17 protein-coding genes and 1 tRNA gene are annotated in these 23,004 nt (G+C 62.7%); 17 read left to right on the top strand and 1 reads right to left on the bottom strand.

The genetic code is table 11. The features are described 5' to 3' along the window. Positions 1-130: 130 nt before the first annotated feature. The 12 genes from BLQ58_RS28125 to BLQ58_RS28070 all read left to right on the top strand — a co-directional run bounded on the left by BLQ58_RS28125 (position 131) and on the right by BLQ58_RS28070 (position 15,547). Positions 131-206, top strand: a tRNA-Trp gene (locus BLQ58_RS28125). Positions 207-265: 59 nt separating this feature from the next. Next, a complete protein-coding gene (gene secE, locus BLQ58_RS28120) occupies positions 266-646 on the top strand; it encodes a preprotein translocase subunit SecE (protein WP_029051587.1) in 381 nt (126 codons plus the stop codon). A gap of 10 nt (positions 647-656) precedes the next feature. Then, entirely contained in the window at positions 657-1,238 is a 582-nt protein-coding gene (gene nusG, locus BLQ58_RS28115) for a transcription termination/antitermination protein NusG (RefSeq protein WP_008649197.1), read from the top strand. Between the two features lie 164 nt (positions 1,239-1,402). Beyond that, a complete protein-coding gene (rplK, locus tag BLQ58_RS28110) occupies positions 1,403-1,834 on the top strand; it encodes a 50S ribosomal protein L11 (protein ID WP_010810467.1) in 432 nt (143 codons plus the stop codon). Then, the gene (gene rplA, locus BLQ58_RS28105) at positions 1,835-2,530 is read left to right on the top strand and encodes a 50S ribosomal protein L1 (RefSeq protein WP_029051588.1); all 696 of its coding nucleotides are present in this window, start codon (positions 1,835-1,837) and stop codon (positions 2,528-2,530) included. A gap of 368 nt (positions 2,531-2,898) precedes the next feature. Beyond that, on the top strand, positions 2,899-3,420 hold the full coding sequence (gene rplJ, locus BLQ58_RS28100; protein WP_029051589.1) for a 50S ribosomal protein L10: 522 nt from the start codon (positions 2,899-2,901) through the stop codon (positions 3,418-3,420). 60 nt (positions 3,421-3,480) lie between these two features. Further along, the gene (gene rplL / locus BLQ58_RS28095; RefSeq protein WP_029051590.1) at positions 3,481-3,855 is read left to right on the top strand and encodes a 50S ribosomal protein L7/L12; all 375 of its coding nucleotides are present in this window, start codon (positions 3,481-3,483) and stop codon (positions 3,853-3,855) included. Positions 3,856-4,292: 437 nt separating this feature from the next. After that, a complete protein-coding gene (gene rpoB, locus BLQ58_RS28090) occupies positions 4,293-8,399 on the top strand; it encodes a DNA-directed RNA polymerase subunit beta (protein ID WP_029051531.1) in 4,107 nt (1,368 codons plus the stop codon). A 117-nt stretch (positions 8,400-8,516) separates the two neighbouring features. After that, a complete protein-coding gene (gene rpoC, locus BLQ58_RS28085) occupies positions 8,517-12,758 on the top strand; it encodes a DNA-directed RNA polymerase subunit beta' (protein ID WP_092603747.1) in 4,242 nt (1,413 codons plus the stop codon). A gap of 222 nt (positions 12,759-12,980) precedes the next feature. Continuing rightward, positions 12,981-13,259 carry a hypothetical protein gene (locus BLQ58_RS28080; RefSeq protein WP_092603745.1) on the top strand — a complete coding sequence of 93 codons (279 nt, stop codon included), beginning with the start codon at positions 12,981-12,983 and terminating at the stop codon, positions 13,257-13,259. A gap of 351 nt (positions 13,260-13,610) precedes the next feature. Further along, positions 13,611-15,170 (top strand): nitrite reductase, encoded by a 1,560-nt coding sequence (locus BLQ58_RS28075; RefSeq protein ID WP_092603743.1) that lies wholly within the window; start codon positions 13,611-13,613, stop codon positions 15,168-15,170. Positions 15,171-15,181: 11 nt separating this feature from the next. Further along, complete coding sequence (locus BLQ58_RS28070; protein WP_092603741.1) at positions 15,182-15,547, top strand: c-type cytochrome; 366 nt, start codon at positions 15,182-15,184, stop codon at positions 15,545-15,547. On the opposite strand, the gene BLQ58_RS28065 is transcribed toward BLQ58_RS28070, so the two are convergent. Continuing rightward, positions 15,512-17,008: a MocR-like pyridoxine biosynthesis transcription factor PdxR gene (locus BLQ58_RS28065; protein WP_302847680.1), complete on the bottom strand. Its 1,497-nt coding sequence runs from the start codon at positions 17,006-17,008 to the stop codon at positions 15,512-15,514. The genes BLQ58_RS28070 and BLQ58_RS28065 overlap by 36 nt on opposite strands. Positions 17,009-17,281: 273 nt before the next feature. On the opposite strand from BLQ58_RS28065, the gene recQ reads away from it, so the two are divergent. From recQ to BLQ58_RS28035, 5 genes are all read left to right on the top strand, one after another. Beyond that, positions 17,282-19,132: a DNA helicase RecQ gene (gene recQ / locus BLQ58_RS28060; RefSeq protein WP_092603749.1), complete on the top strand. Its 1,851-nt coding sequence runs from the start codon at positions 17,282-17,284 to the stop codon at positions 19,130-19,132. A gap of 417 nt (positions 19,133-19,549) precedes the next feature. Then, positions 19,550-19,927, top strand: coding sequence for a 30S ribosomal protein S12 (gene rpsL / locus BLQ58_RS28050; RefSeq protein ID WP_010810460.1), 378 nt, complete (start codon positions 19,550-19,552; stop codon positions 19,925-19,927). Between the two features lie 206 nt (positions 19,928-20,133). Further along, positions 20,134-20,604, top strand: a complete 471-nt coding sequence (gene rpsG / locus BLQ58_RS28045; RefSeq protein WP_066734316.1) for a 30S ribosomal protein S7 — start codon at positions 20,134-20,136, stop codon at positions 20,602-20,604. A gap of 118 nt (positions 20,605-20,722) precedes the next feature. Further along, entirely contained in the window at positions 20,723-22,831 is a 2,109-nt protein-coding gene (fusA, locus tag BLQ58_RS28040; RefSeq protein ID WP_092603737.1) for an elongation factor G, read from the top strand. A 78-nt stretch (positions 22,832-22,909) separates the two neighbouring features. Then, the coding region (locus BLQ58_RS28035) for a GTP-binding protein (RefSeq protein ID WP_018003793.1) at positions 22,910-23,004 on the top strand (95 nt) is incomplete at its 3' end.

The following is a 23,004-nucleotide window of genomic DNA, read 5'->3' as shown; positions in this document are numbered from 1 at the left end:
CGTACCGTCGGCGCCGGCGTTGTGGCAAAGATCCTCGACTAAGCAATTGGTCGAACTGGCGAACGCGATACCAACCTGTCGCGTTCGTTTGCCAGAGGGGTTGGCGTGAAGCCGGCCCCAAAGTTGTTTTAGGGGTATAGCTCAACTGGCAGAGCGTCGGTCTCCAAAACCGAAGGTTGGGGGTTCGATTCCCTCTGCCCCTGCCAAATCAATCAGCCGCGTCGCGAGGAAGACTCGTGACGCGGCTTAGTCTCGTTTGCGAAACATGGCTAATCCCAATGTCGAAACCGTAGGCGCCTCGAGCGGCAAGTGGATGCTCGTCGCTGCGGTGCTCCTGGTGGTTGCCGGAGTCATCGGTTTCTACGCGCTGGCTCAGCAGCCGTCGTACGTACGTGGCGCCGCGCTTTTTGCCGGCCTCGCCCTGGGCGTCGTCGTGGCGCTGGTCTCCGCGCCGGGCAAGGACTTTGTGGGATTCGCGCGTGAATCGTACCGGGAAGTTCGCAAGGTCGTTTGGCCGACGCGCAAGGAAGCCGGTCAGATGACGGGCCTCGTGTTTGCCTTTGTGGTGATCATGGCGCTGTTCCTGTGGTCGGCCGACAAGCTCATCGAATGGGTGATCTTCTCCCTTGTCCTGGGCTGGAAATAAGAGGTAGCACATGACGGATAACGCTCAGCAGGAAACCACGGCCGCAGAATCGCCTTCGTCGAAGAAGCGCTGGTACGTGGTGCACGCCTACTCCGGCATGGAAAAGAGCGTGCAGCGCGCGCTGCAGGAGCGCATCGAGCGCGCCGAGATGCAAGACAAGTTCGGTCGCATCCTGGTGCCTTCGGAAGAAGTTGTAGAAATCAAGGGCGGTCACAAGTCGGTGACCGAGCGTCGTTTCTTCCCCGGCTACGTCCTGGTGGAAATGGAAATGACCGACGAAACCTGGCACCTGGTGAAGAACACCAGCAAGGTGACCGGCTTCGTGGGCGGTGCACGCAACCGTCCGAGCCCGATTTCCCAGCGGGAAGTCGACAAGATCATGACCCAGATGCAGGAAGGGGTCGAGAAGCCGCGTCCCAAGACGCTGTTCGAAGTGGGCGAAATGGTCCGCGTCAAGGACGGCCCGTTCACCGACTTCAACGGCAACGTCGAAGAAGTGAACTACGAAAAATCGCGCTTGCGCGTGACGGTCACGATCTTCGGGCGCGCAACCCCGGTCGAGCTCGAGTTCGGGCAGGTCGAAAAGGTTTAAGGATTTTCTCCGCTGCGGCCCGAAAGGGTAGCGACGGACGAATAGGGCGGCCGCAAGGCCGGCCCGAAGAGGAGCGTGAGGTCATGCCCCGGCATGGCGATAGCGCGTTACGACTCAACAGGATCTGATTTCCGCAACAGGAACGGATCCGGATTGGAGTAAAGATGGCCAAGAAGATCATTGGCTTTATCAAGCTGCAGATTCCGGCTGGTAAGGCAAATCCCTCCCCGCCCGTTGGTCCCGCACTGGGTCAGCGTGGTCTGAACATCATGGAGTTCTGCAAGGCGTTCAACGCCCAGACCCAGGGTATGGAACCCGGTCTGCCGGTGCCGGTGGTGATTACCGCCTTCGCCGACAAGAGCTTCACGTTCGTGATGAAGTCGCCGCCGGCGACCGTGCTGATCAAGAAGGCAGCAGGCATCACCAAGGGTTCGCCGAAGCCCCATACCGACAAGGTTGGCAAGATTACCCGCGCCCAGGCTGAAGAAATCGCCAAGGCCAAGAACGCTGACCTCACGGCCGCCGACCTCGACGCCGCCGTGCGTACGATCGCTGGTTCGGCGCGTTCGATGGGCATCACCGTGGAGGGTCTGTAAATGGCTAAGGTTTCGAAGCGCGTCGCCGCCAACAAGGCGAAGATCGAGCGTACCAAGTTTTACCCGATCGACGAGGCCCTGGGCCTGGTGAAGAGCTGCGCCTCGGCGAAGTTTGACGAGTCGATCGACGTGTCCGTGCAACTGGGCATCGATGCCAAGAAGTCGGACCAGGTTGTTCGCGGTTCCGTCGTGCTGCCGGCTGGTACCGGCAAGAGCGTCCGTGTGGCCGTGTTCGCCCAGGGCGAAAAGGCCGAAGCCGCGAAGGCTGCTGGCGCCGAAGTGGTCGGCATGGAAGACCTGGCCGAGCAAGTCAAGGCCGGTAACCTGAACTTCGACGTCGTGATCGCTTCGCCGGACACGATGCGTATCGTCGGTACGCTGGGCCAGATCCTGGGTCCGCGCGGCCTGATGCCGAACCCGAAGGTTGGCACCGTGACGCCGGACGTGGCCCAGGCCGTGAAGAACGCCAAGGCTGGTCAGGTGCAATTCCGTGTCGACAAGGCCGGTATCATCCACGCCACCATCGGCCGCCGTTCGTTCGACGACGCCGCTCTGAAGAGCAACCTGAGCGCCCTGCTGGACGCCCTGGTCAAGGCCAAGCCGGCAACCAGCAAGGGTGTGTACCTGCGCAAGGTCGCCGTGTCGTCGACGATGGGTGTTGGTGTTCGCGTCGAACAGACGTCGCTGTCGGCCTGAGCTGACGGCAAACCTCTGACCGGATCCCGATAACACCGGCCAGGGCAAGAATTGAGGATCGTGGCAGTGCCGCGATCGTCGCAAGGCTTTGGGCAGTGGCATCAGCGGCGCGCATGGCGCGCGGCAGGTGCTGCTGGTTATCAAAGACCGCTGGTGCTCACACCGCCTCTGGCAGCGTGGACTTAATCGGTCGGCACATGCGGGGCTTGCCCCGATGGCAGCCGGCCCGCCAGCGCAGATGGCGCACCCGAAGGGATTGATGACGCCGGAGCAATCCGGTGGATTCGGGCCAATCGGACGCCGTTCGTTTGGACTGATGCGCCGTTTGGCGGGCAACCGTCGAATACGCATCGTTTTGGAGCTTAACCGTGCCACTCAATATTGAAGATAAGAAGGCCGTCGTTGCTGAGGTCTCGGCGCAAGTCGCCAAGGCCCAGACCATCGTCGTGGCCGAATATCGCGGCATTGCGGTTGGCGATCTGACCAAGCTGCGTGCCAACGCTCGTCAGCAAGGCGTGTACCTGCGCGTTCTGAAGAACACGCTGGCTCGCCGTGCCGTCGAAGGTACGCCGTTTGCAGCCCTCGCAGAGCAGATGACCGGTCCGCTGATCTACGGTATTTCCGAAGATGCAGTGGCCTCGGCCAAGGTTCTGAACGACTTTGCCAAGACCAACGACAAGCTGGTCCTGCGCGCCGGGTCGTACGACGGCAAGGTGCTCGACGCTGGTGCCGTCAAGGCCCTGGCTTCGATCCCGAGCCGCGAAGAACTGATCTCGCAGCTGCTTGGCGTGATGCAGGCGCCGGTGTCGGGCTTCGCCCGCCTGCTGGCCGCACTGGCTGCCAAGAACGCCGAAGGCGCTCCCGCGGAAGCGGAAGCCCCGGCCGCCTGAGCTGCCGCATAGACAGATCGCAATACCGATCCCGAATCAAATCTAGTAGGAGTAATCCAAATGGCAATCACTAAAGACGACATCCTGGAAGCCGTTGGCGCGATGTCCGTGATGGAACTGAACGACCTGGTCAAGGCGTTCGAAGAGAAGTTTGGCGTGTCGGCTGCTGCCATGGCTGTGGCTGCTGCCCCGGGCGCTGGCGGCGCTGCCGCTGCTGAAGAAAAGACCGAGTTCAACGTGATCCTGGCCGAAGTCGGCGCCAACAAGGTTGGCGTGATCAAGGCCGTGCGCGAAATCACCGGTCTGGGCCTGAAGGAAGCCAAGGACCTGGTCGATGGCGCACCGAAGCCCGTGAAGGAAGGCGTGGACAAGGCCGCTGCCGACGAAGCCAAGAAGAAGCTGGAAGACGCCGGCGCCAAGGTCGACGTCAAGTAAGTGGTACCGCGCGTGCCTCTGTGGCGCGCGGCAGGGGCTGGCAAAGGGAAACTCCCGGCGCCAGCCTTTTTGCGCTTCTACGGAGGTGCTCGATCCGGCACCCGCGGAGAGGCGCAAACCGGCCCGGATGGGTGAAATGTGAATTAAGCTATGCTTGGCAGGCGATAATCCATCGCTGCCTCAGCAGAAGCCAAACATCAGTGGCACACTAGGTGGTTGCTGATGTTTGTCTTCTGAACCGACTGCAGAAGACAAGTTTGGTCGGGTGTCCCCCGGACGTGTGCAGGCATTGCGCCGTGCAATGACCACACCGTCCGCAGCGTGCGGGCACCGTCAGCCAGAGGTTGGTAGCGGCCAACCGCCAAATCCCCTCCCAGTCGCTGAACACCTCAGGTGCCGGCCAGGTCCAGCCAGCCCTGCGATGATTCGGAGATCCCATGGCGTACAGCTTCACCGAAAAGAAGCGCATTCGCAAATCCTTTGCGAAGCGCGCGACGGTTCATCAGGTTCCATTCCTGCTTGCCACACAGATTGAATCCTACACCCAGTTCTTGCAAGCGGAAACGCCGACCGCGCGTCGCAAAAGCGAGGGTCTGCAGGCCGCTTTCAACGCGATCTTCCCAATCTCCTCCCATAACGGGCTTGCCCGTATGGAGTTTGTCTCGTATCACCTGTCCAACCCGCCGTTCGACGTCAAGGAATGCCAGCAGCGTGGCCTGACGTTCCACTCGGCCCTGCGTGCCAAGGTTCGCCTGATCATCAACGATCGCGAAAATCCGGGCAAGGTGAAGGAAGTGAAGGAGCAGGAAGTCTACATGGGCGAAATCCCGCTCATGACGTCGACCGGTTCTTTCGTGATTAACGGCACCGAGCGTGTCATCGTTAGCCAGCTGCACCGTTCGCCGGGCGTGTTCTTCGAGCACGACAAGGGCAAGACGCACAGCTCGGGCAAGCTGCTGTTCTCGGCACGGATCATCCCGTACCGCGGCTCGTGGCTCGACTTCGAATTCGATCCGAAGGATATCCTGTACTTCCGCGTCGACCGCCGCCGCAAGATGCCGGTGACGATCCTGCTGAAGTCGATCGGCCTGACACCGGAACAGATCCTGGCGCACTTCTTCGTGTTCGACAACTTCACGCTGCAAGGCGAAGGCGCACAACTGGAGTTCGTGCCCGAGCGTCTGCGCGGTGAAGTCGCGCGCTTCGACATCGCGGACAAGAACGGCCGCGTCGTCGTGGAGAAGGACAAGCGTATCAACGCCAAGCACATTCGTGACCTGGATTCCGCCGGCACCAAGCTGATCAGCGTGCCCGAGGACTACCTGCTGGGCCGCGTGCTGGCCAAGAACATCATCGACCCCGATACGGGCGAGGTGATTGCCAACGCCAACGACGAGCTGACCGAGACGCTGCTGGAAAACCTGCGCGAAGCGGGTGTCAAGCAGATCCAGACGCTGTACACGAACGATCTCGACCAGGGTCCGTACATCTCGCAGACGCTGCGCGTGGACGATACCGCCGACCAGACGGCCGCGCGTATTGCCATCTACCGCATGATGCGTCCGGGCGAGCCGCCCACCGAGGACGCCGTGGAAGCCCTGTTCCAGCGCCTGTTCTACAGCGAAGAATCGTACGACCTGTCGCGCGTTGGCCGCATGAAGGTCAACAGCCGTCTGTCGCGCCCGAGCGGCGAAGGCAGCATGGTGCTGCAGGACGAGGACATCCTCGAGACGATCAAGATCCTGGTGAACCTGCGTAACGGCAAGGGCGAAGTCGATGATATCGACCACCTGGGCAATCGTCGCGTGCGTTGCGTCGGCGAACTGGCCGAGAACCAGTTCCGCGCCGGCCTGTCGCGCGTGGAGCGTGCCGTCAAGGAACGCCTGGGCCAGGCCGAGACCGAGAACCTGATGCCGCACGACCTGATCAACTCGAAGCCGATTTCGTCGGCGATTCGCGAGTTCTTCGGTTCGTCGCAGCTGTCGCAGTTCATGGACCAGACCAACCCGCTGTCGGAAATCACCCACAAGCGCCGTGTTTCGGCCCTTGGCCCGGGCGGTCTGACGCGCGAGCGCGCCGGCTTTGAAGTGCGCGACGTGCACCCGACCCACTATGGCCGGGTGTGCCCGATCGAAACGCCGGAAGGCCCGAACATCGGTCTGATCAACTCGCTGGCACTGTACGCCCGCCTGAACGAATACGGCTTCCTGGAAACGCCGTACCGCAAGGTGGAAAACAGCAAGCTGACCGACCAGGTGGATTACCTGTCGGCCATCGAGGAAGGCAAGTACGTGGTGGCGCAGGCCAACGCGACCGTTGACGCCGACGGCAACCTGACCGACGAACTGGTGTCGGCACGTGAAGGTTCCGAGCGTGAAACGCGTATGGTCACGCCGGACCGCGTGCAGTACATCGACGTGGCGCCGTCGCAGATCGTGTCGGCCGCTGCATCGCTGGTGCCGTTCCTGGAACACGATGACGCGAACCGTGCACTGATGGGCGCGAACATGCAGCGTCAGGCCGTGCCTTGCCTGCGTCCGGACAAGCCGCTGGTGGGTACCGGCATCGAGCGCACCGTGGCCGTTGACTCGGGTACGGCCGTGCAGGCGATGCGTGGCGGCGTGGTGGACTACGTCGACGCAATGCGTGTGGTGATTCGTGTAAACGACGACGAAGCCGTGGCCGGCGAAGTTGGCGTGGACATCTACAACCTGATCAAGTACACGCGTTCGAACCAGAACACCAACATCAACCAGCGTCCGATGGTGAAGGTTGGCGATATCGTTGCCCGCGGCGACGTGATCGCTGACGGCGCCTCGACCGACCTGGGCGAGCTGGCACTGGGCCAGAACATGCTGGTGGCGTTCATGCCGTGGAACGGCTACAACTTCGAGGATTCGATCCTGATCTCGGAGCGTGTGGTTGCCGAAGACCGCTACACCTCGATCCACATCGAGGAACTGTCGGTCGTGGCCCGCGACACGAAGCTCGGACCGGAAGAAATCACGCGCGACATCTCGAACCTGGCCGAAGCGCAACTGGCGCGTCTGGACGAGTCGGGCATCACGTACATCGGCGCCGAAGTGGAAGCCGGCGACGTGCTGGTGGGCAAGGTCACGCCGAAGGGCGAGACCCAGCTGACGCCGGAAGAGAAGCTGCTGCGCGCGATCTTCGGCGAGAAGGCTTCGGACGTGAAGGACACGTCGCTGCGCGTGCCGTCGGGCATGAGCGGTATCGTGATCGACGTGCAGGTCTTCACGCGTGAAGGCGTGACGCGCGACAAGCGCGCCCAGTCGATCATCGACGACGAACTGAAGCGTTACCGCCTGGACCTGAACGACCAGCTGCGTATCGTGGAAGGCGATGCCTTCCAGCGTCTGGAGCGCCTGCTGCTCGACAAGACCGTCAACGGCGGTCCGAAGAAGCTGGCCAAGGGCGCCAAGCTGACCCGCGAGTACCTGGCGGACCTGGACAAGTACCACTGGTTCGACATCCGTCCGGCCGACGAGGAAGTGGCTGCCCAGCTGGAAGCCGTGAAGGAAGCCATCGAGCAGAAGCGTCACGAGTTCGACCTGGCCTTCGAAGAGAAGCGCAAGAAGCTGACGCAGGGCGACGAACTGCCGCCGGGCGTGATCAAGATGGTCAAGGTGTATCTGGCCGTCAAGCGCCGCCTGCAGCCGGGCGACAAGATGGCCGGCCGTCACGGCAACAAGGGTGTGGTGTCGAAGATCGTGCCGATCGAAGACATGCCGTACATGGCCGACGGTACGCCGGCGGACATCGTGCTGAACCCGCTGGGCGTGCCGTCGCGGATGAACGTGGGCCAGATTCTGGAAACCCACCTGGGCTGGGCCGCGCGCGGCCTGGGCCAGCGCATCGGCGACATGCTCAAGGCTTCGGCCAAGGCGCAGGAACTCCGTCCGCTGCTCGCGCAGATCTACAACGAGAGCGGCAAGGCGGAAGACCTGGACAGCCTGAGCGATGCCGAAGTGCTGGAGCTGGCAGGCAACCTGAAGAAGGGTGTGCCGTTCGCCACGCCGGTGTTCGATGGCGCGCACGAAGCCGAAATCCGCCGCATGCTCGACCTGGCCTACCCGGACGAGATTGCCAGGGAGAAGGGCCTCACGGCATCGAAGCAGCAGGTCACGCTGCACGACGGCCGCACCGGCGAAGCGTTCGAGCGTCCGGTCACGCTGGGTGTGATGCACATGCTGAAGCTGCACCACCTGGTGGACGACAAGATGCACGCACGTTCCACCGGCCCGTACTCGCTGGTGACGCAGCAGCCGCTGGGCGGTAAGGCCCAGTTCGGTGGCCAGCGTTTCGGTGAGATGGAAGTGTGGGCACTGGAAGCCTACGGCGCGTCGTACGTGCTGCAGGAAATGCTGACGGTCAAGTCCGATGACGTGAACGGCCGTACCAAGGTGTACGAAAACATCGTCAAGGGCGAGCACTCGATCGATGCCGGCATGCCGGAATCGTTCAACGTGCTGGTGAAGGAAATCCGCTCGCTGGGTATCGACATCGATCTGGATCGTTACTGATCCACGGATCGATGCGGGTGCCGGCCACGGCGGGCACCCACCAGCGCAGGTTTCCCACAGGATTGAATGCCGCTGCCCCGGACAGACTCCGGGCCGGCGGCGAAACAAGGAGTTGCAATGAAAGCATTGCTCGATCTCTTTAAGCAGGTTCAGCAGGAAGAGCAGTTCGACGCGATCAAGATCGGTCTGGCCTCGCCGGAGAAGATCCGTTCGTGGTCGTACGGCGAAGTGAAGAAGCCGGAAACGATCAACTACCGTACGTTCAAGCCGGAACGCGATGGTCTGTTCTGCGCCAAGATCTTTGGCCCGATCAAGGACTACGAGTGCCTGTGCGGCAAGTACAAGCGCCTGAAGCACCGTGGCGTGATCTGCGAGAAGTGCGGCGTCGAAGTGACGCTGGCCAAGGTGCGCCGCGAGCGCATGGGCCACATCGAACTGGCCGCGCCGACCGCGCACATCTGGTTCCTGAAGTCGCTGCCGTCGCGTCTGGGCATGGTGCTCGACATGACGCTGCGCGACATCGAGCGCGTGCTGTACTTCGAAGCGTTCGTGGTGCTGGAACCCGGCATGACCCCGCTCAAGAAGAGCCAGATCATGTCGGAAGACGACTACCTGGCCAAGTGCGACGAGTACGGCGAGGGTGAATTCGTGGCCATGATGGGTGCCGAGGGCATCCGTGAACTGCTGCGCGGTATCGACATCGAGAAGCAGATCGAACAGATCCGCGCCGAGCTGCAGGCTACCGGTTCCGAAGCCAAGATCAAGAAGTTCGCCAAGCGCCTGAAGGTGCTGGAGGCGTTCCAGCGTTCGGGCATCAAGCCCGAGTGGATGATCCTCGAAGTGCTGCCGGTGCTGCCGCCCGAACTGCGTCCGCTGGTTCCGCTCGATGGCGGCCGTTTCGCCACGTCGGACCTGAACGACCTGTATCGCCGCGTCATCAACCGTAACAACCGTCTGAAGCGCCTGCTGGAGCTGAAGGCCCCTGAAATCATCGTGCGCAACGAAAAGCGCATGCTGCAGGAAGCCGTCGACTCGCTGCTGGACAACGGCCGTCGCGGCAAGGCGATGACGGGCGCCAACAAGCGTCCGCTGAAGTCGCTGGCCGAGATGATCAAGGGCAAGGGCGGTCGTTTCCGTCAGAACCTGCTGGGCAAGCGCGTGGACTACTCGGGCCGTTCGGTCATCGTGGTTGGCCCGACGCTCAAGCTGCATCAGTGCGGTCTGCCCAAGCTGATGGCGCTGGAGCTGTTCAAGCCGTTCATCTTCCACAAGCTGGAAACGATGGGCATCGCCACCACCATCAAGGCGGCGAAGAAGGAAGTGGAAAGCCAGACCCCGGTGGTGTGGGACATCCTCGAAGAGGTGATCCGCGAGCACCCGGTGATGCTGAACCGCGCGCCGACGCTGCACCGCCTGGGTATCCAGGCGTTCGAGCCGGTGCTGATCGAAGGCAAGGCCATCCAGCTGCACCCGCTGGTTTGCGCGGCATTCAACGCCGACTTCGACGGTGACCAGATGGCCGTTCACGTGCCGCTGTCGCTGGAAGCCCAGATGGAAGCCCGCACGCTGATGCTGGCGTCGAACAACGTGCTGTTCCCGGCCAACGGCGATCCGTCGATCGTGCCGTCGCAGGACGTTGTGCTGGGTCTGTACTACACGACCCGCGACAAGATCAACGGCAAGGGCGAAGGCATGACGTTTGCTGACATCAGCGAAGTCATCCGTGCCTACGAAAACAAGGAAGTCGAGCTCGCATCGCGCGTGAACGTCCGTATCACCGAGTACGAAGTGGTGAACAAGGACGCCGACGGCGACGCACGTTTCGCACCCAAGATCACGCTGCAGGCCACCACGGTCGGCCGCGCGATCCTGTCCGAGATCCTGCCGAAGGGCCTGCCGTTCTCGGTGCTGAACAAGCCGCTGAAGAAGAAGGAAATCTCGCGCCTGATCAACACGGCATTCCGCAAGTGCGGTCTGCGCGAAACCGTGATTTTCGCCGACAAGCTGCTGCAGTCGGGCTTCCGCCTGGCAACGCGCGCCGGTATCTCGATCGCCATCGACGACATGCTGGTGCCGCCGCAGAAGGAGAAGATCATCTCCGACGCAGCCGCCAAGGTGAAGGAATACGACAAGCAGTACATGTCGGGTCTGGTGACGGACCAGGAGCGTTACAACAACGTCGTGGACATCTGGGGTGCCGCTGGCGACCAGGTGGGCAAGGCGATGATGGAGCAGCTCCAGCACGAAGATACGGTCGATCGCAACGGGAATACCGTCAAGCAGGAATCGTTCAACTCGATCTACATGATGGCGGACTCGGGTGCTCGCGGTAGTGCGGCCCAGATTCGTCAGCTGGCAGGTATGCGTGGCCTGATGGCCAAGCCGGATGGCTCGATCATTGAAACGCCGATTACGGCGAACTTCCGTGAAGGCCTGAACGTTCTGCAGTACTTCATCTCGACCCACGGCGCGCGTAAGGGCCTGGCCGATACCGCACTGAAGACCGCAAACTCGGGTTACCTGACCCGTCGTCTGGTCGACGTGACGCAGGATCTGGTCGTGGTCGAAGACGATTGCGGCACGACCAACGGCGTGGCCATGAAGGCCCTGGTCGAAGGCGGTGAAGTGATCGAGGCCCTGCGCGACCGTATCCTCGGCCGTGTGACGGTGGGCGACGTGGTGAACCCTGAAACTCAGGAAACCGCGATCGAGAACGGTACGCTGCTGGACGAAGACCTGGTCGAGCTGATCGACAACATCGGCGTGGACGAAGTCAAGGTCCGCACGCCGCTGTCGTGCGACACGCGCTACGGCCTGTGCGCCAAGTGCTATGGCCGCGACCTCGGCCGCGGCGTGCTGGTGAACTCGGGCGAAGCGGTGGGCGTGATCGCTGCACAGTCGATTGGTGAGCCGGGTACCCAGCTGACCATGCGTACGTTCCACATTGGTGGTGCGGCATCGCGTGCGGCAGTGGCATCGAGCGTGGAAGCCAAGGCCACCGGTACGGTGCGCTTCACGGCGACCATGCGCTACGTGACGAACGCCAAGGGCGAACTGATCGTGATCTCGCGTTCGGGCGAGGCACTGATCACGGACGACCATGGCCGCGAGCGCGAGCGCCACAAGATCCCGTACGGCGCCACGCTGCTGGTGCAGGACGGCCAGGCCATCAAGGCTGGCACGCAGTTGGCCACGTGGGACGCACTGACTCGTCCGATCGTTTCCGAATACTCGGGCACGATCAAGTTCGAGAACGTGGAAGAAGGCGTGACCGTTGCCAAGCAGATGGACGAAGTCACGGGCCTGTCGACCCTCGTGGTGATCGACGCCAAGCGCCGTACGGCTGCCACCAAGGGCCTGCGCCCGCAGGTGAAGCTGCTGGACGCGAACAACCAGGAAGTCAAGATTCCGGGCACGGACCACTCCGTGACCATCGGCTTCCAGGTGGGCGCGCTGATTACCGTGAAGGACGGTCAGCAGGTGCACGTGGGTGAAGTGCTGGCGCGTATCCCGACCGAATCGCAGAAGACCCGCGACATTACGGGTGGTCTGCCGCGAGTGGCCGAGCTGTTCGAAGCCCGTTCGCCGAAGGATGCTGCCGTGCTGGCGGAAGTCACCGGTACGGTGTCGTTCGGCAAGGACACGAAGGGCAAGCAGCGCCTGGTGATCACGGACCTGGACGGCAACGCCCACGAGTTCCTGATCGCGAAGGAAAAGCAGGTGCTGGTGCACGACGGCCAGGTGGTGAACAAGGGCGAAATGATCGTGGAAGGTCCGGCGGACCCGCACGACATCCTGCGCCTGAAGGGCATCGAAGAGCTGGCGCACTACATCGTGGACGAAGTGCAGGACGTGTACCGTCTGCAAGGCGTGAAGATCAACGACAAGCACATCGAAGTGATTGTTCGTCAGATGCTGCGCCGCGTGCAGATCCAGGACGTGGGCGACACCAAGTTCATCCCGGGTGAACAGGTGGAGCGTTCGGAACTGCTGGACGAGAACGATCGTGTGATCGCCGAGGGCAAGCGTCCGGCCATCCACGAGAACCTGCTGCTGGGTATTACCAAGGCGTCGCTGTCGACCGACAGCTTCATCTCGGCGGCTTCGTTCCAGGAAACGACGCGCGTGCTGACCGAAGCCGCGATCATGGGCAAGACCGACGACCTGCGCGGTCTGAAGGAAAACGTGATCGTGGGTCGTCTGATCCCGGCTGGTACTGGCCTGGCCTATCACCGTGCCCGCAAGGCACGCGAGGCAGCCGAGCGCGAACGCGCCCAGGCGATCAGCGACGAAGAGCAATCGCTCTTCATCGAGCCGCCGGTGGTGCAAGCCACCGAGGGTGACGGCGACGCAGTCTGATCGCGTTCCGCGCAGTTACGCAGCAATGAAGAACCCGGCTCGATCGAGCCGGGTTTTTTTTCGTCCCGCGCTTATGGGTTGGTATGGATCAACCCGACGGGGAGGAAGCGGCGCTACGGTGTGGGACCTTTCATTTCCCCTCGCGCCACAGCTTCGACAATGACGCTACGAAGGCCTGCACGTTGGGTTTGTCGCCTGCTGAGCGGGGTTGGATGCGGTGCCATGATCGCGACGGTATCGGCGGGCCATGCGTTCCAGCTGGACGTTTCTCCAAAGCCGCCACAAACCATTGAAGAAGAGCGCCGACTGCGCTTCGCGCAACATCGCGATTGCGCCGCCGCCAAGGGCGATGCAAGCCTGTGCGCCATGCTGGAGCAGCAGGCGCGGCAACAGCTAGTCGATGCCGTGCGGCGAGACACATCGCCGGCAGCCACGCCTCGTCCCGTCGATACAAATCCGCTGTCGGGGCGAGGCATTCCGCTGCCCGGCGGCCATCAGTAAGCCCGCCGCATCAGCGTATCCACGCGTCACGCACCAGGTGCCCGAAGCCGGGGCAATCATTACGACGAGGCTGCCCACGCCGATCACCGGCGCATCGCCGAGCAGGATGCGCCTCTCCGTAATCCATGGGCGTAGGTCGTCAGATCGTAGTCCGCGTCGGCAAGCACGCTCTTGTGCTATCGCAAATTCTTCAGGATTCGTCCCGCGCAAAACCGGTGAATGATGCCGATCCGCGACATCGGCGAAACCGTACCCATCGGAATTCCCGTTGCATCCCCCAGGTGTCGATGCGACGCGGTGGCACATTGATCGCATCGTTACTACTCAAACTACCCACGGAGGATCCGGACGATGCTTGCCAGGACTTTAGTTGCCGCCATGCTCGCCAGTGTGTCTGGCGCGGTGTACGCCATGACGGCAGACGCGCTGAAACGCGCTGACGACCTTTACCAGGCCAATTGCGCGGTCTGTCATTCCGCCAGCCGGGGTGGCTACGTCGGGCCCGCCCTGCACAAGGACCGGCTGGTGCAGAGCGACGCCGCCCTGCGTGGCGCGATCATGACTGGCATTCCCGATACGCTGATGCCGCCGTTCCATTCGCGCATGTCGGACGCGGACATCCGGCTGGTCGCGGAGTACATCCGGACCCAGCCCGAGGGCAAGCCGGAATGGTCGATGCAGCAGATTCGCGACAGCCTCGAGGTGCTCGTGGATGAATCCTCGCTCCCATCGAAGCCCACATATCAGATCGGCTCGGTCTATGACCTGATGGTGGTCATGGCGCGCGGACGCTACGGCCGCGGTACGGGCTCCGACAATGCAAAGACGGTTTTCCTTGATGGCACGACCAACCAGATTGTTGGCGAAATTGCTACACCGATCGCACCGCACATCATGGAGTTCAGCCCCGTCAACGAGCGATGGGCCTGGCTGAAGAGCGATGACGGTCACGTCTACAAGATCGACCTCTACTCGCTCAAAATCGTGCGGAAGGTCAAGACGGGTTTGACGGGGCCCGGTATCGCCGTGTCGATGGATGGAAAGTGGTTGGCGGCCAGCTCATTCGTGCCGAACCTGGTGGTGATCATGAAGGCCGACACGCTGGAGCCCGTGAAGTATCTGCGGCTCGAAGGCAAGGACCCCGATGGCAAGTTCATCCAGTCGGCGGGCGGCCCGGTCATCGGCAGCCGCATCAACAACAAGTTTGCGCTGACGCTGCGTCAGGCCGGCCAGATCTGGATCGTCGATCCGGACCGCGAAGGCATGCCGGTGACGAAACTGGAAGGCGTGGGCCGCATGCTGCACGACACATTCCTGACGCCCGATGGGCGGTATTCGATGGTGGCGTCCTACGGCGACAACAAGATCGTGGCCATCGACCTCAAGGAGGACAAAGTAGCGCGCGATATTCCGGCGGGCTGCCAGCCCCATGTGGGCTCCGGTGCCGTGACCCCGGTGGGCGGCCGGATGCTGGCGTTTGGCACGAATATCGGCAAATGCGACAAGGGCGATGTCGTGACGGTGTGGGACACGAGCGACTTCTCTGTCGTGAAGAACATCAAGGTGGATGGCCCGACGGAATCTCCAGCCGCGCATCCCGACGCGCCCTACGTGGCCGTGGATATCGTCTCGAAGGACAAGAAGGCCGCGCACATCCAGCTGATCGACAAGCAGTCGCTCGAAGTCGTGCGCACTCTCGATGCCGGCGGTCATGCGTTCTTCCCGGAGTACACCCGCAATGGCCAGTACCTGTACGTCAGCGCGGGTTACTACGGCGATCGCCTGCGGGTGTACGACAGCAAGACGCTTGCCCTGGTGGCCGAACACAAGATGGAAAGCCCTGCAGGCATCTTCTCGCGTGCGCGCACGCAGTGGATCTCGGTAGGCTTGCCGGCGACGCGAAAGAACTGAGGAGAGTGGCCATGATCAAGTCTCGATGGAACAGGCTGGCCGCGCTGCTCGCCCTGATGACGGCGGCCATGACCGTGCATGCGGCACCGTCTGCCGCGGCCGCAGCGCCGTCTGCGCCGGCAGCACCGAAGCTGACCGATCAGGTGGCGGCCATCCTGCCGCTGTGCGCGTCGTGCCATGGTGTCGATGGCATCAGCAGCGTCGCCCTGTATCCCAATCTTGCCGGGCAGAAGCCGGAGTACCTGGCCAAGCAACTGCGCGACTACAAGGCCGCGCGCCGAGATGATGCCGTGATGCGCCCGATGGCGGAGCCGCTGGACGACGCCGCCATCGAGGCACTGTCACGCCATTTCGGCGCGATGCCCGGCGCGCGCTGAGGCATCCAGGGCCAGGCTGACTGTTGTGCTTGAAGCCGGTTGCCGCGGATGGCAACCGGCCACCGTCAGTTTTAGCCTGGACATCGCCTCGCGGATCTGTGCCACGCTCTGCGAGGCGTAGCCCAGCAGTAGCACGCGGTTTCCGGCTGCAGGAATGTGTGCACAGGCAGCTTCCTCCATGGTGTACAGCCGCACGCCTTGCACCAGCGCACTGTTCGCGATTTCGGTGGCGTCCGAGGCGCCGGGCGGCAGATGCAGAGCCACGTGCATGCCGGTGCCGGTGCCGCTGATCTGGCAGTGGGCGCCCCAGATGTCCCGCAAGCCGGAGAGCAGGACATCGCGTTGCTCGCGATAGCGCCGGCGCAGCCGGTACAGATGCCGGCTGTAGTCGCCATACTCGAACAGCCGTGCCAGCACGGCCTGCTCTAGCCAGGGACATCCATGATTCAGCAGCGCCTTGCGGCGCGCGATGGCGTCGGTCAGCCAGGGCGGACACACCATGAATCCGAGTCGCAGGCCCGGCCCGAGTACCTTCGAGAACGATCCGACATAGACAACACGCGCCGGATCGAGCGCCATGAGCGGCGGTGGCGGCGCGTTGTCGTAGGCGAAGTCGCCGTCGTAGTCGTCTTCGATGACGCACGCACCGACTTGCGCGGCCCAATCCAGCAACGCGCGGCGCCGGTCCATCGACATGGTGTAGCCGAGCGGATACTGATGCGACGGCGTGGTGTACGCCAGTTGCACCGGCGCATGCGGCAGCGCGTGCGTGCACAGCCCGTCAGCGTCGACGGGGACGGCGATTCGTGCCGCATGCCTGAGGTGGGGCAGATTGCAGAAGCCCGCATAGCCGGGCGATTCCACCACAACCCGGTCACCGTGATGAACGAGATGCGCGGCAAGCAGGTGCAGTGCCTCCTGGACACCGGCGACAATCAGGATCTGCGTCGGATCGACCGCCAGCGCGCGGGTAGCGGCCAGGTAGTCGGCAATCTGCATGCGCAGGCCCCAGAGGCCCTCCGCCGGCGGATACTCGCTAACGGCGTGCCGCATCTGGCGCAGCAGCGGGTTCGACAACATGGCCCAGCGCCGCGTCGGAAATGCATCCGGCGCGGGACGTCCGATTTTGAAGTCGTACGTCACGGGATAGCGGGGCGGTGCGGCATGCACGCCGGGCGGCGATATGCCGGCACTCGCCTGCGATGATCGGGGAAGCACCGTGGGGGGATCCGACATGGCCGGGACCGGGGGTGGCGCCGGCGATGCGCGCGGGATCGCTTCCGCTACATAGAAGCCGCGACCCGGCTCGCCCCGCAGCAAGCCGGCGTCGGTCAGGCCTTCATAGGCGCCGACTACCGTGTTGCGCGATACGCGCAGCATGGCGACCAGGCAGGCGATGGACGGAAGCCGATCGTCTGGCTGCAGACGGCCGGACAGGATCATGTGTTCCACCTGCCGCATGATCTGCCGCTTGTACGGTTCCGATCCATCGCGCAGGATCTCGATCGGCAGGGAAAAGGAATGGCGCTGCATGTTGCTTTGTCGGGGACCTCGCTGCCATCCTATGACCGGTGTGCCCCACCGTGCTTGTGCTGGCGCAAGACTGTCGGCGGCGCTGTCGATTCCCGCGTGACGATTGGCGCCCGTGCCACACCGGCGCAGAGACATTCCGTCCGATCGGGCATGGAGTGGTATGGTTACGCCTTTCCCGGCTTTCCGATCTGCTGCTGTCCCATGTCGCGCGCCCTGGCGATCCTTAAAGAAGTCTTCGGCTACCACGCATTCCGTGGCACGCAGGCGGAGATCATCGACCATGTGGCGGACGGCGGCGATTGCCTGGTGCTGATGCCGACGGGCGGTGGCAAGTCGCTTTGCTACCAGATCCCGGCGTTGCTGCGCCAGCAGGCCGGCCAGGGTGTGGGCATCGTGGTGTCGCCGCTGATCGCCCTGATGCAGGACCAGGTGGCGGCGCTGACCGAAGCCGGTGTGCGCGCCGCAGTGCTGAACTCCACACTGAACAGCAGCGAGGCGTCGGCGGTCGAGCGCGACTTGCTGGCCGGGCGGCTGGACATCCTCTATGTGGCGCCCGAGCGGCTGATGACGCCGCGCTTTCTGGATCTGCTGGATCGTACCCGCGTGGGTTTGTTCGCCATCGACGAGGCGCATTGCGTGTCGCAATGGGGCCACGACTTCCGGCCGGAATATATCCAGCTGTCGGTGCTGCACGAGCGATTCCCGAATGTGCCGCGCATCGCGCTGACCGCCACGGCCGATTCGCTGACGCGTAACGAAATCATCGAGCGGCTGGCGCTCGACGATGCGCGCGTCTTCATTTCCAGCTTCGACCGGCCCAATATCCGCTACCGCATTGTCGAAAAGGACAACGCGCGGAACCAGCTGCTGGCGTTCATCAAGGCCGAGCACATGAACGGCGACGGCGGGCATGACAGCGGCATTGTCTATTGCCTGTCGCGCAAGAAGGTCGAAGACACCGCGCAATGGCTGGCCAGTCACGGCATCAACGCGCTGGGCTACCACGCCGGCATGGATGCGCAGGTGCGGCAGCATCACCAGGCACGCTTCCGCGAGGAAGAGGGCATCGTGATGGTGGCCACCATCGCGTTCGGCATGGGCATCGACAAGCCAGATGTGCGGTTCGTGGCACATCTGGACCTGCCTAAGAGCATGGAAGGCTATTACCAGGAAACCGGGCGCGCCGGCCGCGACGGCCTGCCGGCCAATGCCTGGATGGCCTACGGGCTCGGCGATGTCGTGCAGCAGAAGCGCATGATCGACGAGTCGGAGGCGGACGACGCGCACAAACGCGTGTCATCGTCCAAGCTCGACGCGCTGCTGGGTCTGTGCGAAACAGCGGGTTGCCGGCGCGTGCGGATCCTCGCCTATTTTGAAGAATCGGCGGGCCCGTGCGGCAACTGCGATACCTGCCTGGAGCCGCCTGCCACCTGGGACGGCACGCGCGAGGCGCAAATGGCCCTGTCCTGCGTGTACCGCACGGCGCAGGCCAGCCGCGTGCATTTTGGCTCGACGCACCTGATTGACGTGCTGCGCGGCAATGCCAGCGAGAAGATCCGGCAGTGGGGCCACGACAAGGTGTCGACGTTCGGCATCGGCAAGGATCTGTCGGTGGCCGAATGGCATGCCATCTTCCGGCAGTTGATTGCCCACGGCCTGCTGGTGATCGATCACGGCGGCCACGGCGCGCTGCTGCTTGGCGATCCGGCGCGGGCCGTGCTCAAGGGCGAGCAGCCTGTCACGCTGCGCCGGCAAGTCAGCAGGCCGGGCAAGTCCGGCGAACGGGCAGGGCGCGGCGGACCGCGTACCGATCACACGGCCACGATGGATGCCGATACGCTGGCCAACTGGGAGGCATTGCGGGCCTGGCGCACGGCCACCGCCAAATCTCACGGCGTGCCGGCCTACGTGATTTTCCACGACGCCACGCTGGCCGAGCTGGCGCGCAGCGCCCCGGAATCGCTCGACGAACTGGCGGAGGTGCCCGGGATTGGCGCGTCCAAGCTCGAGCGCTACGGCGAGGAAATCCTCGAAACGCTGCGCGGCGTCTGATATCGCTCGACGAACTGGCGGAGGTGCCCGGGATTGGCGCGTCCAAGCTCGAGCGCTACGGCGAGGAAATCCTCGAAACGCTGCGCGGCGTCTGATCCGGCGGGGCGGCGCGGGCGACGCAGGGGACTCAGGGTATACGTCGCGTATACCCCTTGACCGTTGCCAGCGGCGCTGCTAGAGTGCCAGATTCGAGTTTTTGGCTTTGGATTTCGCACGCCCCTCGGAATTGTGCCCTCAGCGGCGCAACCAGGCAGGCGGCAGCGGGATCCAGGCGAGCTCGCGCTCTTTGGCATGTCTGTCACTTCACAGCCCTTCCTTCAGAGCGTCCGCTCACCTTTCCCGTCCAAAACCCGTAGTTGCCCCTTGGTCAGAGCCTGGCGAAGGGGTGTTTTTTGTAAAACCAAGCTGGATTGAACAATGCCAACTATCAACCAACTGGTTCGCAAGCCGCGCGTCTCTGAAGTCGTCAAGAGCAAGAGCCCGGCGCTTGAGAACTGCCCCCAGCGTCGCGGCGTGTGCACCCGTGTGTACACCACGACGCCGAAGAAGCCGAACTCGGCACTGCGTAAGGTCGCCAAGGTGCGCCTGACCAACGGTTTCGAAGTGATTTCGTATATCGGCGGTGAAGGCCACAACCTGCAGGAACACTCGGTCGTGCTGATCCGCGGCGGCCGTGTGAAGGATCTGCCGGGTGTGCGTTACCACATCGTCCGTGGTTCGCTGGATCTGCAAGGCGTGAAGGACCGCAAGCAGGCCCGTTCGAAGTACGGTGCGAAGCGTCCGAAGGCTGCCTAAGCTTCTACGCAAAGCAATATCCGACAGCCATGGCAGGACGTCATGGAGCTGTCACCAGGCGGCGGTACAACGGAGCGTTTTTTGTGCGCCGTGCCGTCGAGTAAGTGGTCACCCGGCGAATTTGTCCAGTAGTGCTGGCAAGCTAGTTGGTGGCCGGAGAGCGGAATTATTCAGACCGCCTCTCAACTGAATCTTAAGGAAAGAAGATGCCACGTCGTCGTGAAGTCCCCAAGCGGGACGTTTTGCCTGATCCGAAGTTCGGTAACGTTGAAGTTGCCAAGTTCATGAACGTGCTGATGCTGGACGGCAAGAAGTCGGTTGCCGAACGTATCGTGTACGGCGCGTTCGACCAGATCGAAAAGAAGGCAGGCAAGGCCCCCATCGAAGTGTTCTCCGTTGCCATCAACAACGTGAAGCCGGTGGTGGAAGTGAAGAGCCGTCGCGTGGGCGGCGCCAACTATCAGGTTCCGGTCGAAGTCCGTCCGTCGCGTCGTTTGGCATTGGCGATGCGTTGGCTGCGCGAGGCCGCGAAAAAACGCAGCGAGAAGTCGATGGCGCTGCGCCTGGCAGGTGAGCTGATGGAAGCTGCAGAAGGCCGTGGCGGCGCAATGAAGAAGCGCGACGAAGTACACCGCATGGCCGAAGCCAACAAGGCGTTCTCGCACTTCCGCTTCTAAGGCGCGCGAAACACGCTGTTGGTTGCCGGGCGGGCTGTGTTTTCACACATCTCGCCCGTTTGTGTTAAAGGCGCAGACCATGAGATTTCTGCGCCTCATGGACGAATAGAGGATTAAAGTGGCTCGTAAGACTCCCATTGAGCGTTACCGTAACATCGGTATTTCGGCTCACATTGACGCGGGTAAAACCACCACGACCGAGCGGATCCTGTTCTACACCGGTGTGAACCACAAGATCGGTGAAGTGCATGATGGCGCGGCCACCATGGACTGGATGGAGCAGGAGCAGGAGCGTGGCATCACGATTACCTCCGCTGCTACCACCGCCTTCTGGAAGGGCATGGGCGGCAACTATCCCGAGCACCGCTTCAACATCATCGACACCCCGGGGCACGTGGACTTCACCATCGAGGTGGAGCGTTCCATGCGCGTGCTGGATGGCGCCTGCATGGTGTACTGCGCAGTGGGTGGCGTGCAGCCCCAGTCGGAAACCGTCTGGCGTCAGGCCAACAAGTACGGCGTGCCGCGTCTGGCGTTCGTCAACAAGATGGACCGTACCGGCGCGAACTTCTTCAAGGTTTACGACCAGCTGAAGACCCGCCTGAAGGCCAACCCGGTGCCCGTCGTGGTGCCTATCGGCGCTGAAGACGGCTTCCAGGGCGTGATCGACCTGCTGGAAATGAAGGCGATCATCTGGGACGAAGCCAGCCAGGGCGTGAAGTTCGAATACCAGGAAATCCCGGGCGAACTGCAAGCCGTTGCTGACGAATGGCGCGAGAAGATGGTCGAGTCCGCCGCCGAAGCCAGCGAAGAGCTGATGGAAAAGTACCTGGGCGGCGAAGAGCTGACCCGTGCCGAGATCGTCAAGGCGCTGCGTGACCGTACCATCGCCTGCGAAATCCAGCCGATGCTGTGCGGCACCGCGTTCAAGAACAAGGGCGTGCAGCGTATGCTGGACGCCGTGATCGACTTCCTGCCGTCGCCGGTCGACATTCCGCCGGTCAAGGGCGTGGACGAAAGCGACGACGAGAAGAAGCTGGAGCGCAAGGCCGACGACAACGAGAAGTTCTCGGCGCTGGCATTCAAGATCATGACCGACCCGTTCGTCGGCCAGCTGATCTTCTTCCGCGTCTACTCGGGCAAGATCAATTCGGGCGACACCGTGTACAACCCGGTGAAGCAGAAGAAGGAGCGTCTGGGCCGTATTCTGCAGATGCACGCCAACCAGCGCGAAGAAATCAAGGAAGTGCTGGCCGGCGACATCGCCGCTGCCGTGGGCCTGAAGGACGCGACCACCGGCGATACGCTGTGCGATCCGGCTGCGCCGATCGTGCTCGAGCGCATGGTGTTCCCGGAGCCGGTGATCTCGCAGGCTGTCGAGCCGAAGACCAAGGCTGATCAGGAAAAGATGGGTATCGCCCTGAACCGCCTGGCCGCTGAAGATCCGTCGTTCCGCGTGCGTACCGATGAAGAATCGGGCCAGACCATCATTTCGGGTATGGGCGAGCTCCACCTGGAAATTCTGGTCGACCGCATGAAGCGCGAATTCGGCGTGGAAGCGAACATCGGCGCGCCGCAGGTGGCCTACCGCGAAACCATTCGCAAGAAGGCCGAGGACGTCGAAGGCAAGTTCGTCAAGCAGTCGGGCGGCCGCGGCCAGTACGGTCACGCCGTGATCACGCTGGAACCGCAAGAGCCGGGCAAGGGCTTCGAGTTCATCGACGCCATCAAGGGCGGTGTGATTCCTCGCGAATACATCCCGGCGGTCGAGAAGGGTATCGTCGACACGCTGCCGGCCGGTATCCTGGCTGGCTTCCCGGTGGTGGACGTGAAGGTCACGCTGACGTTCGGTTCGTACCACGACGTGGACTCGAACGAAAACGCGTTCCGCATGGCCGGCTCGATGGCTTTCAAGGAAGCCATGCGCAAGGCCAGCCCGGTTCTGCTCGAGCCGATGATGGCCGTGGAAGTGGAAACGCCGGAAGACTACACGGGTACCGTGATGGGCGATCTGTCGTCCCGCCGCGGCATCGTGCAGGGCATGGACGACATGGTTGGCGGCGGCAAGATCATCAAGGCCGAAGTCCCGCTGTCGGAAATGTTCGGTTACTCGACCGCGCTGCGCTCGGCCACGCAAGGCCGTGCCACGTACACCATGGAATTCAAGCACTACGCCGAGGCACCGAAGAATATCGCCGAAGCAGTGATGACGGCCAAGGGCAAGTAATAATGCTTCGCCGCCGCGCATGACCTGCGTGGCGGCGCAAAGAATTGAATCAGACTGTATTCCATTAGGAGCTGAAACATGGCAAAGGAAAAGTTCGAGCGGACCAAGCCGCACGTGAACGTAGGTACGATTGGTCACGTTGACCACGGCAAGACGACGCTGACGGCAGCGAT

It is taken from the genome of Ralstonia sp. 25mfcol4.1, from assembly GCF_900104095.1.
GTDB lineage: Bacteria > Pseudomonadota > Gammaproteobacteria > Burkholderiales > Burkholderiaceae > Cupriavidus.
Note: the sequence above shows the minus strand (reverse complement) of the source record. Positions and strands in the feature narration are given on the sequence as shown.

Bases quoted from the DNA above. Each gene is read 5' to 3' on its own strand.
- BLQ58_RS28080 (WP_092603745.1), top strand. From the start codon at position 12,981: ATGATCGCGACGGTATCGGCGGGCCATGCGTTCCAGCTGGACGTTTCT.
- rpoB (WP_029051531.1), top strand. From the start codon at position 4,293: ATGGCGTACAGCTTCACCGAAAAGAAGCGCATTCGCAAATCCTTTGCG.
- BLQ58_RS28065 (WP_302847680.1), bottom strand. From the start codon at position 17,008: ATGCGGCAGGTGGAACACATGATCCTGTCCGGCCGTCTGCAGCCAGAC.
- nusG (WP_008649197.1), top strand. From the start codon at position 657: ATGACGGATAACGCTCAGCAGGAAACCACGGCCGCAGAATCGCCTTCG.
- recQ (WP_092603749.1), top strand. From the start codon at position 17,282: ATGTCGCGCGCCCTGGCGATCCTTAAAGAAGTCTTCGGCTACCACGCA.
- rpsL (WP_010810460.1), top strand. From the start codon at position 19,550: ATGCCAACTATCAACCAACTGGTTCGCAAGCCGCGCGTCTCTGAAGTC.
- rplK (WP_010810467.1), top strand. From the start codon at position 1,403: ATGGCCAAGAAGATCATTGGCTTTATCAAGCTGCAGATTCCGGCTGGT.
- rplA (WP_029051588.1), top strand. From the start codon at position 1,835: ATGGCTAAGGTTTCGAAGCGCGTCGCCGCCAACAAGGCGAAGATCGAG.
- BLQ58_RS28070 (WP_092603741.1), top strand. From the start codon at position 15,182: ATGATCAAGTCTCGATGGAACAGGCTGGCCGCGCTGCTCGCCCTGATG.
- rpsG (WP_066734316.1), top strand. From the start codon at position 20,134: ATGCCACGTCGTCGTGAAGTCCCCAAGCGGGACGTTTTGCCTGATCCG.
- BLQ58_RS28075 (WP_092603743.1), top strand. From the start codon at position 13,611: ATGCTTGCCAGGACTTTAGTTGCCGCCATGCTCGCCAGTGTGTCTGGC.
- rplL (WP_029051590.1), top strand. From the start codon at position 3,481: ATGGCAATCACTAAAGACGACATCCTGGAAGCCGTTGGCGCGATGTCC.
- rpoC (WP_092603747.1), top strand. From the start codon at position 8,517: ATGAAAGCATTGCTCGATCTCTTTAAGCAGGTTCAGCAGGAAGAGCAG.
- secE (WP_029051587.1), top strand. From the start codon at position 266: ATGGCTAATCCCAATGTCGAAACCGTAGGCGCCTCGAGCGGCAAGTGG.